The organism is Pantoea sp. E956-1, assembly GCF_982223955.1.
Map to the genome: position 1 here is coordinate 61,031 of NZ_CEUYZP010000012.1, position 13,997 is coordinate 75,027.

The 13,997-nt window shown below is 56.0% G+C and carries 11 protein-coding genes; 4 read left to right on the forward strand and 7 right to left on the reverse strand.

All coding sequences use genetic code 11. The annotated features are described in order from the left end of the window. Nucleotides 1–2 precede the first annotated feature (2 nt). On the reverse strand, nucleotides 3–3,770 hold the full coding sequence (gene tamB / locus AC0T7J_RS21640) for an autotransporter assembly complex protein TamB (protein WP_473796925.1): 3,768 nt from the start codon (nucleotides 3,768–3,770) through the stop codon (nucleotides 3–5). Further along, nucleotides 3,767–5,482, reverse strand: coding sequence for an autotransporter assembly complex protein TamA (gene tamA, locus AC0T7J_RS21645; RefSeq protein WP_473797056.1), 1,716 nt, complete (start codon nucleotides 5,480–5,482; stop codon nucleotides 3,767–3,769). The genes tamB and tamA overlap by 4 nt, the downstream gene beginning before the upstream one ends. A 518-nt stretch (nucleotides 5,483–6,000) precedes the next feature. Between tamA and paeA the strand changes: the two genes are divergently transcribed. After that, a complete protein-coding gene (paeA, locus tag AC0T7J_RS21650; protein ID WP_010256442.1) occupies nucleotides 6,001–7,323 on the forward strand; it encodes a polyamine export protein PaeA in 1,323 nt (440 codons plus the stop codon). 179 nt (nucleotides 7,324–7,502) lie between these two features. On the opposite strand, the gene AC0T7J_RS21655 is transcribed toward paeA, so the two are convergent. Then, nucleotides 7,503–7,709 carry a DUF1107 domain-containing protein gene (locus AC0T7J_RS21655; protein WP_003855513.1) on the reverse strand — a complete coding sequence of 69 codons (207 nt, stop codon included), beginning with the start codon at nucleotides 7,707–7,709 and terminating at the stop codon, nucleotides 7,503–7,505. Nucleotides 7,710–8,023: 314 nt separating this feature from the next. Between AC0T7J_RS21655 and AC0T7J_RS21660 the strand changes: the two genes are divergently transcribed. Continuing rightward, a complete protein-coding gene (locus AC0T7J_RS21660) occupies nucleotides 8,024–8,581 on the forward strand; it encodes a YtfJ family protein (RefSeq protein ID WP_473796928.1) in 558 nt (185 codons plus the stop codon). Between the two features lie 74 nt (nucleotides 8,582–8,655). Here the strand turns inward: AC0T7J_RS21660 and cysQ are convergent, their stop codons facing one another. Then, complete coding sequence (gene cysQ, locus AC0T7J_RS21665; RefSeq protein WP_473796931.1) at nucleotides 8,656–9,399, reverse strand: 3'(2'),5'-bisphosphate nucleotidase CysQ; 744 nt, start codon at nucleotides 9,397–9,399, stop codon at nucleotides 8,656–8,658. Nucleotides 9,400–9,692: 293 nt separating this feature from the next. Between cysQ and AC0T7J_RS21670 the strand changes: the two genes are divergently transcribed. After that, a complete protein-coding gene (locus tag AC0T7J_RS21670; RefSeq protein WP_473796934.1) occupies nucleotides 9,693–11,636 on the forward strand; it encodes a bifunctional 2',3'-cyclic-nucleotide 2'-phosphodiesterase/3'-nucleotidase in 1,944 nt (647 codons plus the stop codon). 45 nt (nucleotides 11,637–11,681) lie between these two features. On the opposite strand, the gene fklB is transcribed toward AC0T7J_RS21670, so the two are convergent. Then, complete coding sequence (fklB, locus tag AC0T7J_RS21675) at nucleotides 11,682–12,302, reverse strand: FKBP-type peptidyl-prolyl cis-trans isomerase (RefSeq protein ID WP_010256433.1); 621 nt, start codon at nucleotides 12,300–12,302, stop codon at nucleotides 11,682–11,684. A 220-nt stretch (nucleotides 12,303–12,522) separates the two neighbouring features. On the opposite strand from fklB, the gene AC0T7J_RS21680 reads away from it, so the two are divergent. Next, nucleotides 12,523–13,200, forward strand: a complete 678-nt coding sequence (locus tag AC0T7J_RS21680) for a LysM-like peptidoglycan-binding domain-containing protein (RefSeq protein WP_152551375.1) — start codon at nucleotides 12,523–12,525, stop codon at nucleotides 13,198–13,200. 79 nt (nucleotides 13,201–13,279) lie between these two features. Here the strand turns inward: AC0T7J_RS21680 and rplI are convergent, their stop codons facing one another. Beyond that, nucleotides 13,280–13,729, reverse strand: a complete 450-nt coding sequence (rplI, locus tag AC0T7J_RS21685; RefSeq protein ID WP_031592745.1) for a 50S ribosomal protein L9 — start codon at nucleotides 13,727–13,729, stop codon at nucleotides 13,280–13,282. Nucleotides 13,730–13,768: 39 nt separating this feature from the next. Next, the gene (gene rpsR, locus AC0T7J_RS21690) at nucleotides 13,769–13,996 is read right to left on the reverse strand and encodes a 30S ribosomal protein S18 (protein WP_002210155.1); all 228 of its coding nucleotides are present in this window, start codon (nucleotides 13,994–13,996) and stop codon (nucleotides 13,769–13,771) included. Nucleotide 13,997: the final 1 nt, after the last annotated feature.

Here is a 13,997-nt window from a genome sequence, read left to right on the forward strand (position 1 = left end):
TGCTAAAACTCAAACTGATAGAGCAAATCGAGAGCCTGATCCACACCGGACACGGCTTCCAGATAGAGTTTAGGCATCAGGCGGTAACGCAAGGTTAACGTCGCCAGTGAATCAAATATGCCAACACCGTATTTTACCTGCAGACCCGGTAGCACATAGCCGCTGACCTGCACCTGCTGGCTGTCGCCAACACCGGCAGTATCAACAGCGAGATTGCTGACACCGAATGTCTCCCCGATTTTACCCACAACCTGCCCACTTTGTGCAACCCCTAAGCCAACAAGTGCTGAAGTGAGGGCGTTACTGTCGCCGTCGCTGCCCAATCCCTGACCACGCAGCAGATAGGAAAGCGCTTCCTGTTGCGACATCGCCGGATCGGAGAAGACTTCCGCTTTTGGCTCATCCGCCAGGCCGGTGACGCGCAGGCCCGCGGTGACGCCATCTTCGGTGGCATCCGGGTTACGGATGGCTTCCAGGTTGACGTAAGGCTGATCCGGCGGACCGGCAAACTGCAGCTCGCCTTTACGCACAATCAGATCCTGACCATAAGCGTGGAAGCGACCGGACGGAATGTTGATCTGACCGTTCAGGCCGAGTCCTGACTTATCCTGCACCATTTTCAGATCGCCATTCAGCTTCGCTTTCAGGCCAAACGCAGAGAGCCGCACATCGTTGCCAACGTGGATCACCAGATTGCTGTTAATGGGAATCGCGGCGGTTTGCGGTGCAATCGGCTTCAGCTGTTTATCCAGCATCACCTCATCCGACGAGACGCCGGTGGCGCTTTCCGGTACTTCCTGCACCGTGATGCGCGCCCATGGAATATCGACCCGGCCATCAAGGTTAAAGGCCGCTGGCGTCGCTTCAAACACCAGATCCGGCGAGACATCCATGCGCACCATCGGCGGCACGGTCACGCGAACCCGGCTACCCTGCGCCGCAATGCGGGCGCGCCAGTTGTCGAGCTGACTCCAGTCTGCGTTACCGCTGAGGTTGATGTTGCCCTGCCCGGTCTGCACCAGCCCGTTCAGGGTGGAGCTCATGCCGTTAAACACCAGATTCAGGTTGGCACTGGTCAGATCAACCGGCATAAAGTTGCCATCCACATCCACACCCGTCAGGCCAAGCTGACCAAATACCTGCGGCTGCTGCACGCTGCCGCCCAGGCGCAGGCTGCTGTTCAGGCTGCCTTTGATCTTCTCGCCCTGCATCAGCGCCGGATTGAGCATCGCCAGCGAGACATTGCGAATGTTGACGTTACCGCCCAGCGTGCGGCGGTTTTGCGGATCGTCGATCTGCACGTTGCCATCCAGCTGACCGTTATTGGCGATGCGGATCAGCCAGTCGAGTTGCGCCCGCCCGTTTCGCAGCGCGGCATTGAGGTTCAGCGTGTCAAAGGCGATCGGCAGATCGTTGCCCTGCACATCCTGCACCACTTTCACACCGTTGCCCTTCAGTGCCACGGTACCGGTCGGCAGGCTGCCATCGGCCGTCCAGTTGACGCGCACGTCACCGCTGAACAGGCCGCTAAGCTGAGTCGCCTCCGGCATAAACGGCTTCACCATCGCCAGATCAAAGCGATTCAGCACCACATGCGCCTTGCCTGCCGGGCCCGCTTCAACCGGCTCCGGCACACAAATTTGCGCATTGGGGTTCTGCCAGCAGTGCGGCCCGATGGTTGCCGTCTGGCGGCTGTTCAGATAGTCGATGGCCATGGCGCGGGTCAGACGCCACTCACCGACTGGCGTATCAAAGTGCGTGTCGTTCAGCGACCCTTTCCAGCGCCCGGTCTGACGATCAAAGCTGCCGTTCAGCGCCAGCTGGCCAGAGACCGGTTTGCCCTGCACATTGAGCTTCAGCTGATGCTGATGCTCATTGCCGTCCGCATTCAGCGTCAGCAGGCTGATGTCCAGCGCATCCTGCTTCAGCTGCTCGACGCGCAGTTGCAGTTTACCCGCCACCTGATCGCCGGAACGGACGTCGCCATTCAGGGTGACGCGATTGATCTGCATCTGCTGCCAGCGCAGACCACGGGCATTGAGATCGGCCAGCAGCTGCGGTGCCTTCAGGGTGCCACGCGCTTTTATTGTGCCGTTGATGACGCCGCCCAGACCCGGCAGCGCATTGTCGAGCTGGGGCGCATCGATGCTGGCGTCGAGATCCAGACTGTCGCCCAGCGCGCCTTTAACATCCAGATGGTTGCGTCCCAGCGCCAGCTTGATGCCCGGCACCGTCCACTGGTTGTAGCTGTTACCGGTCAGGGAGCCATCAGCGGTCACGGCGTTCTGTTTCACATTGCCTTTAAGCTGTAGCTGCGGCACGCTCAGTTGCCAGCTGCCGCCATACAGACTGCCGCGGGTGGTGATTTTGCCATCCAGCCGTGCTGGCCAGTCGGGATACTGTTTAGCGGTATTAATCCCCGCCAGCGTCAGTTCACTGCGCCAGCTTATCGCCTTGCTCCAGTCCACCAGTGCGGTGAGATCGATGTTGCCCTGCAGCGCAGCCACGCGCAGGCGGTCGAGGCTGAACTGCTCAACGTTGCCTTTACCCGTCAGCGAGATCGTCGCCGGTGGTACAGATTCACCCTTCACGGCGGTCTGCAGCGACATCACATAGTCGGTGGCTTTGCCTTTGAACTGATAGTCCAGGTTATCCGCCTGATACGCTACCGGACCGGTCAGCGGCCAGCGTAACTGCGGACTGGTCAGCTTCAGTGACAGCGGCAATCCCGCCACCGCCAGCTGGGTCGTAGCGTCCAGCTGCGCATTCACCGGACCGGAGAGGTTCAGCCCCAGCTTCAGCTCGTCGCGCATCGCGCCATTAAGTTTCAGCGCGAGCTTTTCGCCTTTAATCGGATCGGTATTCACTGTGCCGTTAAGGGAGAAATCGACTGGCCAGTTATCCGCCAGCGTCGCCTGACCGCTACCCTTCAGGTTGCCGAGGTTCGAGTCCACCTCCAGCGTGCTGAGCTGCATCTGGCGGTCAGCGGTTCTGGCTTTCAGCAGCAACCGGCTCACAGAAATATCGGTGTCGCCGGTAATGCGCAGCTGTTCACCCAGAATCTGCTGCACCTCAATATCCAGCGGCAGACGGAAATCAGGCATCGCAGGCAGCAGCGGTTGCGCAAACATCGCCTGCAGCGTTTCACCCAGCGGTTTTTCAGCAGGATGTGGCTGCTGGACTTTCGGCTCCACCACCTCGTCATTGACCACTTTTGCCGCTTTCGGCAGCGCAATCAGCAGGCTTTGAATATGGGTCGGGTTCAGCGTCAGCGCACGATCCTGCCACTGCAGGCCGGTAGTGAAGTCGAGCAGCGATATTGCGGTGTCATCAACTTTGACATTGATATTGTGCAGCCCAAAGTGACGTAGCGTGATGGGGTATGGTGTGCTGAGGTTAGTGTTACCACTCTCCTCTTCCGGCGCTGGTGCGGCTGGCGTCATTTTCTTGCTGTCGACCACCACGCTGATATCGCGCAGGGAGACATCGTTAACGCACACGGAGGAGTGCAGCAGGCAGTTGAGATCCACTGCCAGATGAATTTGCCCGGCATCGACGCTGACGCCAGGCATTTCGTAACGCAGACCGTTAAGGGTCAGGTTACGCCAGCCCCCATCGACCTGTTTGATTGAGAGGCCCGGCACCCAGCGCGAGGCACCTTTCAGCACTAAATGCAGCCCAGGCGTGGTACCGATTAAAAATGCCACCCCACCCAACAGCACGACCAGAAAGATCAGAATGCCGATCAGGACCTTTTTCCACAGCTTCATAGTTCTGGCCCCAGCCCTACGTAAAATTGTAATCCATGCTCTTCGTCATCCCCGATGGGTCTGGCGATATCAAATTTGATTGGGCCAACCGGTGAAGACCAGCGTACGCCGACGCCCGCACCGGTTTTGACGTTACTTTGCTTGATGTCGTTAACCGCTTCGCCCGAGTCGACAAACACCGCGCCCCACCATTTCCCGGTGACGTTGTACTGATACTCCAGCGATCCGGTGGCGAGTTTTGATGCACCGGTGAGTTTGCCGTCATCATCGCGCGGTGAAATATTTTTGTATTTGTAGCCACGAATACTGCGGTCACCCCCGGCAAAGAAGCGCAGATCCGGCGGCACTTTGTCGAAGTCGTTGGTTTCGATCCAGCCCAGATTGCCGCGCGCCACAAAGCGATGACTGTCGCCAAGGGTACGGATCCAGACGTTTTGCGCCTGCAGGATCAGGAAGTCGACGTCTGAACCCCAGGTGGTATCAGAGACATCTGCCGAATAGCGTTGTGAATCGCCCCAGGTCGGCATCAGGCCGCCACGGGAACGGGTGCGGTTTACGCTGACGCCAGGATAGAGCAGCATCGTGGTGTTGGTCACGCTGCCCTGCGTAAAGTGGTCCAGGCTCCAGCGCAGGTTGACCGCCTTCTGCCAGCCGCTGCTGCTGTCCCAGTTGCGCGACATCGCAAGCGTCGTGGTATCCGCTTTGGTGTCGTTGAGGTCGGTGCGCTTCAGGCCGCCGGAGAAGGTGTAGTACTGCTCAAGCGGGCTTTTCAGCAGCGGCACCTTATAGCTGAGATCGACCTGCTGTTCCGGCGCGGAAACGTAGGCGCTGGCCGCCAGGCTGTGACCGCTGTCGTTGATCCACGGTTTTTTCCAGGTCCCTTTCAGGCGCGGACCGACGTCTGTGGAATAGCCGACGCCGGTTTCAATGGTGTTTTCGGTGCGGGGTGACATGACTGCGCTCAGCGGCAGCACTTTGGTCTGTCGTCCCTTGCTGAATTCCGGCGCGACCACCACCGAATTAAACCAGCCGGTGGCGGAGAGGCGGCGATTCAGCTCGGCTAAATCGCGGGAGCTGTAGTAGTCCCCCTCTTTAAACGGCACCAGGTTTTGCAGGTACTCTTCGCGAATTTGCGATCCCTGGAAAGTGACGTCGCCGAAGCGATAGCGTTCGCCACTGTCGTAGTCGATATCCCAGAACGCTTCACGCCGCTCCACCGAGACACCAAGCTGGCTTTTTTTAAACGTGCCGTCGAAATAGCCGTTACGCAGTGCGAGATTAGCGAAGCCGCTTTTGAATTTGTCATATTGCCCGTGGTTAAGCTGGCTACCCACTTCAGGGCGCCCCTGCTTTACCCAGGCTTTGTAATCCGCGTCATTGCGCGCTTCGCCTTCGACCACAATCGTGCTGCCGCCGATTTTTACCGGTTCACCAGGCGTTACGTGTGCCACTAATACCGGTCGTCCACCCTGCGCAGGCGCGGGGCGGGATTCGAAATCGATGGTGGGCTCGTAATAACCGAGCGCGCGCAGCCCCTCTTTTATCGCAACTGAAACGCGCGCGCGAAAGCGGCCATCATTAGAGACCTCATCGCTGCCGATGGTGGACAGACGCGCTCTGACATTCTTTTGCAGATCCCCGGATAAGCCGTCTACCTGTAATCGCACTGTCGCCGCCTCAAGGGCGGGCGCGGCAAGCAGCAGGCCAGCCATGCAATAAACATAAAATCGTGGCACCTGTACTCCTGTTAATCATGCCGGCCCCTTTTCCGCGGGGCGCTTATTAATCTTCTTTGCCCGCACTACCGCAACGGCAACATCCTCATCATAGCCGCACTTTATGGCAAACGGCGGAGCAACACTGACATCTAAGTCAAATAACGGGGCTATTGTCGGTAAATGGGGTGAGCGATACAACTCCTGCGGGTCGGAATGATCAGTCCGATATGACTCACTCAGATAAATCCGAGTCTGTAACCGGCCGCTCTGGCTGCTAATGCGCCCTTAAGCAGCGGTTTGCCCTCTGGCGGCGCGATGAGCGCTCCTGCTATAATCGGCCACCACAGGCATGCCGCCTGTTTTCATTTCTGCCCCGACATGTCGTTTGTTGTCGAACTGGCGCAGACATTTTTGGCACGGATAGCTTTGTTTCACGGATAAACCAACTCTGTTTGCGCTTACCCACGCTGCCCAGGCCAAAAATGACAAGTGGATAACCCTTTGGATCTCATATGTTAGATAGCTTACTTGTCATTCTGTTACTGATCGTAATCAGTGCCTTTTTCTCCCTGTCGGAGATCTCGCTGGCGGCCGCCCGTAAGATCAAACTGAAACTGCTGGCCGATGAAGGTAACGTAAATGCGCAGCGCGTGCTGAAAATGCAGGAAACGCCGGGCATGTTCTTCACCGTGGTGCAGATTGGCCTCAACGCCGTCGCCATCCTCGGGGGTATTGTCGGCGATGCAGCGTTTTCACCGGTTTTCAGCGGCCTGTTTAACCGGTTTGTCTCGCCGGAACTGGCGGAGCAGCTCAGCTTTATCTGCTCCTTCACCATCGTCACCAGCCTGTTTATCCTGTTTGCTGACTTAACCCCAAAGCGGGTCGGCATGGTCGCACCGGAAACCATCGCGCTGCGCATCATCAACCCGATGCGTTTCTGCCTGCTGATAATGCGTCCATTGGTGTTTCTGTTTAATGGCCTGGCTAACGTCTTCTTCCGTATTTTCAAGCTGCCGATGGTGCGTAAAGATGACATCACCTCCGACGACATCTACGCGGTGGTGGAAGCCGGTGCGCTGGCTGGCGTGCTGCGTAAGCAGGAGCATGAGCTGATTGAAAACGTGTTTGAGCTGGAGTCACGTACCGTTCCCTCCTCAATGACCTCACGTGAGAATATTGTCTGGTTTGATCTGCACGAAGATGAGACCAGCCTCAAAACCAAAATCGCCCAGCATCCTCACTCGAAGTTTCTGGTCTGCAGCGGCGATATCGACCATATCGTTGGTTATGTCGACTCCAAAGAGCTGCTGCTGCGCGTACTGGGCAATCAGAGCATGGCGCTGAACAGCGGCCTGCAGATTCGCTCGGCGCTGATCGTGCCGGACACGCTGACCCTCTCTGAAGCGCTGGAAAGTTTTAAAACCGCCGGAGAAGATTTCGCGGTGATCATGAACGAATATGCGCTGGTTGTCGGCATTATTACCCTGAATGATGTGATGACCACCCTGATGGGCGATCTGGTGGGTCAGGGCATGGAAGAGCAGATTGTGGCGCGCGATGAGAATTCATGGCTGGTTGAAGGCGGTACGCCGATTGATGACGTGATGCGCGTGCTGGACATTGATGATTTCCCGCAGTCAGGTAACTACGAAACCATCGGCGGCTTTATGATGTATATGTTGCGTAAGATTCCGAAGCGTACCGATTTTGTGAAGTTTGCTGGCTACAAGTTCGAGGTAGTGGATATTGATAGCTATCGCATCGATCAGCTGCTGGTCACCCGCATCGATGAACGACCGCCGGTACTGAGCATGACGAAAAGCGAAGAAGAGTAGAATGGCTAAGAGCCAGGCCCGGCAGGCGTAATTGCGGCAGGCAGTCTGGACATGGACAGCGCGGAACAACCGGAACGTACGCGTAATCTTTGAGGATTGTGAGCACTGCTCAGGTTCAGAGTAACAAATAGAATGGCCTGACTGGCCAGACACTAAGGGCGCCGATGGCGCCCTTATGATTAGTTGAACTCAAGTTTGAGACGAACGACCTGGCGGTTAATTTCTGACATCACGCTCAGGTGCTGTTTGTCTTTGACGCGCGGGATTAATACTTTCCCTTTGTCGAACTCGAACGCGCCGACGTCCTTGATATACAACCTTCCTTTGAACAGCGTTTTTACATATTTCGCTATTTGTAGCGGATTATAGCGCTGGAAGATCTTCATACTGACTAACTCCTGTACATTTTTAAGCACGCTTCGCCGTTTCCAAATTTGGTTCCAGCCCATGAAGCGCGAATTCGCGATAACTATAGAACACTCAAACCGACTAATGTTCCGAAAAGTGATTTTTTTTACTGAATTGACACATCATTACAGAACACTCTGTTATCAGGCTCACACAACACAGTATAAACCTTCGTTGGTTAAGGAATTGTGGCGGCCATAACAAACCTGACACCTTTCCAGGACAGGCGCATCATCCCTGCTTACTATTGCAGTAAAATGACTAACTGGTCTGATCACTTAAGGAAATAGCAATGCGAATAACTCTGACAGCTGTAGCGTTGTCTTTACTGATACCGGCAAGCGTGATGGCTCATGACCTCAGACAGGATATGCGGGTACCGGCCATTGGCGTGAACGACAAAGGCGAGCTGTTATTGCAGCAGGATAAGTTTAGCTACAAAAACTGGAATAGCGCGCAGCTCAGCGGAAAAGTTCGCGTGGTTCAGCACATCGCGGGTCGCTCATCCGCTAAAGAGATGAATGCCGCATTGATCGAGGCGATTAAGGCCGCGAAGTTGCCGCATGATCGCTATCAGACCACCACCATCGTGAATACAGATGATGCCATTCCCGGTACGGGCATGTTTGTGCGCAGCAGCGTCGAGACCAACAAGCAGCAATATCCGTGGTCGCAGTTTGTCGTCGACAGCAAGGGCAATGTGCAGCATGCCTGGCAGTTACAGCCGGGCGGTTCCGCCATTGTGGTGCTGGATAAGCAGGGTAAGGTGAAGTTTGTGAAGGATGGATCGCTGACGCAGGATGAAGTGACGAAAGTGATTACGCTGGTCACATCCCTGCTGAAGGATTAATCGCTGAAGCCCCGGTGGGAAGAGAATCGCCCGCCGGGGTTTCAGCCTTCAGCAGGCTGAGCGCTCAGACAGCGTTAAAACAGTGAAACGCGGAAGCCAGGATTAAGGAAGGATTCGCGCGGCGCGTAGTCCAGAGTTTTACCCTGCCAGTCGTGCACATGCGCGCCCGCCGCCATCGCCACGGCATGGCCCGCGCCCGTATCCCAGATGTTGGTGGGTCCGAAACGGGGATAGAGCTGGGCTTTTCCTTCTGCCACCAGGCAGAACTTCAGTGAGGATCCGGTCGCGACGGTCTGATGTTCACCTAACTGCTTCAGGTACTCTTTCATCTCGTCGTCGTCGCCATGTGAACGACTCACCACCACCAGCGGAGGTCGCGCATCACGGACATGAATCTGTTCACGCTGACCGCCCTCCTCTTTCCACGCTTTGCCGTCTGCAGCGGAGTACATCACGCCCAGCACCGGCGCATAGACCACGCCCATTACCGGCTTGCCCGCTTCGATCAGCGCAATGTTAACGGTAAATTCGCCGTTACGTTTGATGAACTCTTTGGTGCCATCCAGCGGATCGACCAGCCAGTAGCGCTGCCAGTGCTGACGCACCTCCCAGGCTGGCGGATCTTCTTCTGAGAGCACCGGCACATCAGGCGTTAACTGTGTCAGGCCAGAGAGAATCACTTCGTGCGCAGCGATATCCGCGGCGGTCACTGGCGAGTCATCCGATTTGTGAGAAACGTCAAGCGGCGCGGCACCGTTATAGACCTGCATGATCGCGTCGCCTGCTTCGCGTGCCAGTTGGCAGATTTGCTCTAACATTTTTCACCTCATTGTGTCTGTCTGCTGCAGGATCAGCTCACCATCAGATAGTGATATTTTAGCAGTTCCGCCTGAAGTGCCCATCTACAGGCACTCCGGCGATTCAATTTATAGATATATCAATATCATAGTTATTCTTTTATCGCCACGTCTGCACCGCTATGCCTCCGTCGTTTAAGAATTCGCCGCTGACCGATGCACCAAAACGTTATACCCATCACGATTTAAAATGACTATCTGTCATGCTTTTACATTATTTTGAGATCCTTATTTATTTTGCAGCAGGAGCAAGCATGTTTAAGCCCGGAATGATGTTACTGGCCCTGAGCGTTTCCATCGCCACCCAAGCGGCGACGGTGGATTTGCGGATACTGGAAACCACCGATCTGCACAGCAATATGATGGATTTCGACTATTACAAAGACACGCCAACCGAGAAGTTTGGTCTGGTGCGAACTGCCACGCTGATCCACGCCGCACGCCAGGAGGTGAAAAACAGCCTGCTGGTTGATAACGGCGACATCATTCAGGGCAGCCCGCTGGGTGACTACATGGCGGCCAAAGGATTACGTGAGGGCGAGATCCATCCGGTCTACAAGGCGCTAAACACGCTGGATTACAGCGTCGGTAACCTCGGTAATCATGAATTCAATTATGGCCTGCCCTACCTGAAAAAAGCGCTGGCAGGCGCGCGTTTTCCCTATGTGAACGCTAACGTGATTGATGTGAAGAGCGGCAAACCGCTGTTTACCCCATACCTCATCAAATCCACTACGGTGGTTGATCGCGAAGGCAAGACGCAGACCCTGAAGATAGGTTATATCGGCTTTGTGCCGCCGCAGATCATGGTGTGGGATAAAGCCAACCTGCAGGGCAAGGTACGCGTCGATGACATCACCGAAACAGCACGCCGCTACGTGCCTGAGATGCGCGCACAGGGCGCTGATGTGATTATTGCTATCCCCCACTCCGGCCTGAGCAGCGAGCCATATCACACGATGGCGGAGAACTCGGTTTACTATCTCAGCCAGGTGGAAGGCATCAACGCCATCCTGTTTGGTCATGCGCATGCGGTCTTCCCCGGCAAGGATTTCGCTGACATCAAGGGCGCAGATATCGCCAACGGCACCCTGAACGGCATTCCGGCGGTCATGCCGGGTATGTGGGGCGATCACCTTGGCGTGGTTGACCTGGTGCTGAACAATGAGGGCGGACGCTGGCAGGTGAGCAGCGGCAAAGCACAGGCGCGGCCAATCTATGACACCACAGCGAAGAAATCGCTGGTGGCAGAGGATCCGGCGCTGGTGAAAGTGCTGGCTGACGATCACCGCGCCACGCGGGAGTTTGTGGCGAAGCCCATCGGCAAGTCCGCCGATGTGATGTACAGCTATCTGTCGCTGGTACAGGACGATCCGACGGTACAGATCGTCAATAATGCCCAGCGCGCCTACGTGGAACATTTCATTCAGGGCGATCCGGATCTGGGCCGCCTGCCGGTGCTCTCTGCTGCTGCGCCGTTTAAAGCGGGCGGACGTAAAAACGATCCGGCCAGCTATGTCGAAGTGGAGAAAGGCGCGCTGACCTTCCGCAACGCGGCCGATCTCTATCTCTATCCCAATACCCTGGTGGTCATGAAAGTCACCGGTGCGCAGGTAAAAGAGTGGCTGGAGTGCTCAGCGGGCCAGTTTAATCAGATCGATCCCCACAGCACGAAAACGCAGTCGCTGATCAACTGGGATTTCCGCACCTATAACTTTGATGTGATTGACGGGGTTAATTACCAGATTGATGTGACCCAGCCCGCGCGCTACGACGCAGAGTGCCAGCTGATCCATCCTGAGGCCTCACGTATCCGTCAGCTTAGCTGGCAGGGTAAACCCGTCGATCCACAGGCAACCTTCCTGGTGGCGACCAATAACTATCGCGCTTACGGCGGCAAGTTTGCCGGCACCGGGGATAAATACATCGCCTTTGCTTCACCGGATGAGAACCGTTCCGTGGTTGCAGCCTATATCAGCGCGGAAACCAAAGCACACGGAGAAGTTCAGCCGAAGGCGGACAATAACTGGCGGCTGGCACCGATTACCTCATCCACCCCGCTCGACATTCAGTTTGAAACGGCACCGGGTGATAAAGCGACCGGATTTATTAAGCAGCATGCGCAATATCCGCTTCAGCCCAAAGGGACAGATGCGATCGGCTTTGCTCTGTGGCAGGTGAATTTACAGCAGAAATAAGGCGGGAGAAAACGCTGCAACCGGGGGGGTTGCAGCGTCCGGATATTACAGAATTTCCAGCAGTTCGACTTCGAAGATCAGGGTGCTGAATGGTGGGATAGAGGCACCCGCACCGCGCTCGCCATACGCGAGGTTCTGTGGGATCACCAGTTCCCATTTTGAGCCAACCGGCATCAGGGTCAGCGCTTCAATCCAGCCTGGAATTACGCCGCTTACCGGGAATTCCGCCGGTTCGCCACGGGCAACAGAGCTGTCGAATACGCTGCCGTCAATCAGTTTACCGGTGTAGTGAACGCGTACACGATCCTGACGTGATGGGATTGGACCCTCGCCCTGCGTAATCACGCTGAACTGCAGGCCTGATTCGGTGCTGCTCACGCCTTCACGCTGCGCATGTTCCTGCAGGAACGCCTGACCTTCTGCTGCCATGGCTTCGGTGCGCTCACGACGCACGCCTTCAGCGCGTTCATGCACTTCACGCAGTGCGCGATGAACCACATCAACCGGTACGGCCGGCGAGTTCCCTTCCAGCGCGTCGCGCAGACCCGCGAGCAGTGCTTCTGGTTGCAGACCCTGCAGACCAGATTCCAGCAACTGCTGGCCAACCTGTAAACCAATACCGTAACTTGCTTGTGCTTCGACGCTGTCGAAAGAAGGGGTAGTCATCTTCGTTCCTTTCACTCTCGGATAAATTCGAACCGGCAGCATAGCAGCGCAGGCCGCTGGCGTAAAATGCCCTGCATCGCAGATGACTTTTGCCGGGGAAAGAGAAACAATAGAGCCGTCAATTTTATCAATGCTGGCAGGCACTTCGCGCCGGTATTGCCCATACTATAACTATCGATGGGGATCACCCCCTCTGTAGCACACGAATAAGAGAGCAAACATGGGCCAGATTGCCCCACGACGCCGCAGGATGCGTGCAAAACATCTTGTATCCCGGCTGCAGACCTGGCTGGCCGCACGCAGGCTAAAGCAGCCTGCCGGAGAGGAGGAACCCCGAATGGCTTCAGACACGTCATCCCGCCTGCCGACATGGCTTCAGCGTATCTGGCATTTTACCGACCACATTCGCTGGATGGACCCGCTGCCTGCGCCGCACCGTCGTGGGATTGTGGCCGCACTGCTGGTGATGCTGGTGGCGTTTCTCTGGCCCGCCAGTACGCTGCGCTATCCGGTCGAGCAGCCAGTCGCACCTCAGACGGAAAAAGAGGTGCCGATGCAGGCGGATATTTATGAGAACAACAGTAGCCGCCAGCCTTCATCCTCGCCGTCTCAGCAGACGCCAAAAGCCGATTCTCAGGGCGAGTGGCGCAACCTGACCATCGCTTCCGGTCAGACGCTGGCGCAGCTGTTTCGTGATAACAGTCTGCCGGTCAATGATGTGTTTGCGATGGCGCGGGTGGAAGGCAGTGACCAGCCACTCAGCTCACTGAAAAGTGGTCAGCAGGTGAAAATCCGTCAGGATGCGCAGGGAGCGGTAACAGGGTTGACGGTCGATGGCGCAAACGGCCCGGTGCTGTTTACACGTCAGCCAGACGGCAGCTTTATTCGCGCGCAGTAACGCGAACAGCGGCGATTGAAAGGCACAAAAACAAAAACGCCGGCACAGGGCCGGCGTTTGTGTAGTGCTCAGTTAATAATTAACCAGCAACTACTTTCACGATCAGTTTCGCGAATACTTCGCTGTGAACCTGGAAGTCCACTTCATGCTCACCGGTAGTGCGCAGAACGCCGTTCGGCAGACGAACTTCGCTCTTAGCTACTTCAACGCCTGCTGCAGTGACTGCATCAGCGATGTCGCGGGTACCGATTGAACCGAACAGTTTACCTTCATCGCCCGCTTTAGACGTGATGGTTACAGTGCCCAGTGCATTGATTTTCTCAGCGCGTGCAGTGGCTGCAGACTGAACGTCAGCCAGTTTGGCTTCCAGTTCAGCACGGCGTGCTTCGAAGAACTCAACGTTTTTCTTGGTAGCAGGAACAGCTTTGCCCTGTGGTACCAGGAAGTTACGAGCGTAGCCCGCTTTAACGTTAACCTGATCACCCAGGCTGCCCAGGTTTGCTACTTTATCAAGCAGAATAACTTGCATTACCTTATCCTCTTAAAGTCGTTAATGGACAGTTGCCGATTACTGATGACGATCAGTGTACGGCAGCAGAGACAGGTAACGCGCACGCTTGATGCAGCGAGCCAACTGACGCTGGTATTTTGCACGAGTACCGGTGATACGGCTCGGGACAATTTTACCGCTTTCGGTAATGTAGTTTTTCAACGTTGCGATGTCTTTGTAATCGATCTCAACAACGCCTTCCGCGGTGAAACGGCAGAACTTGCGACGACGGAAATAACGTGCCATT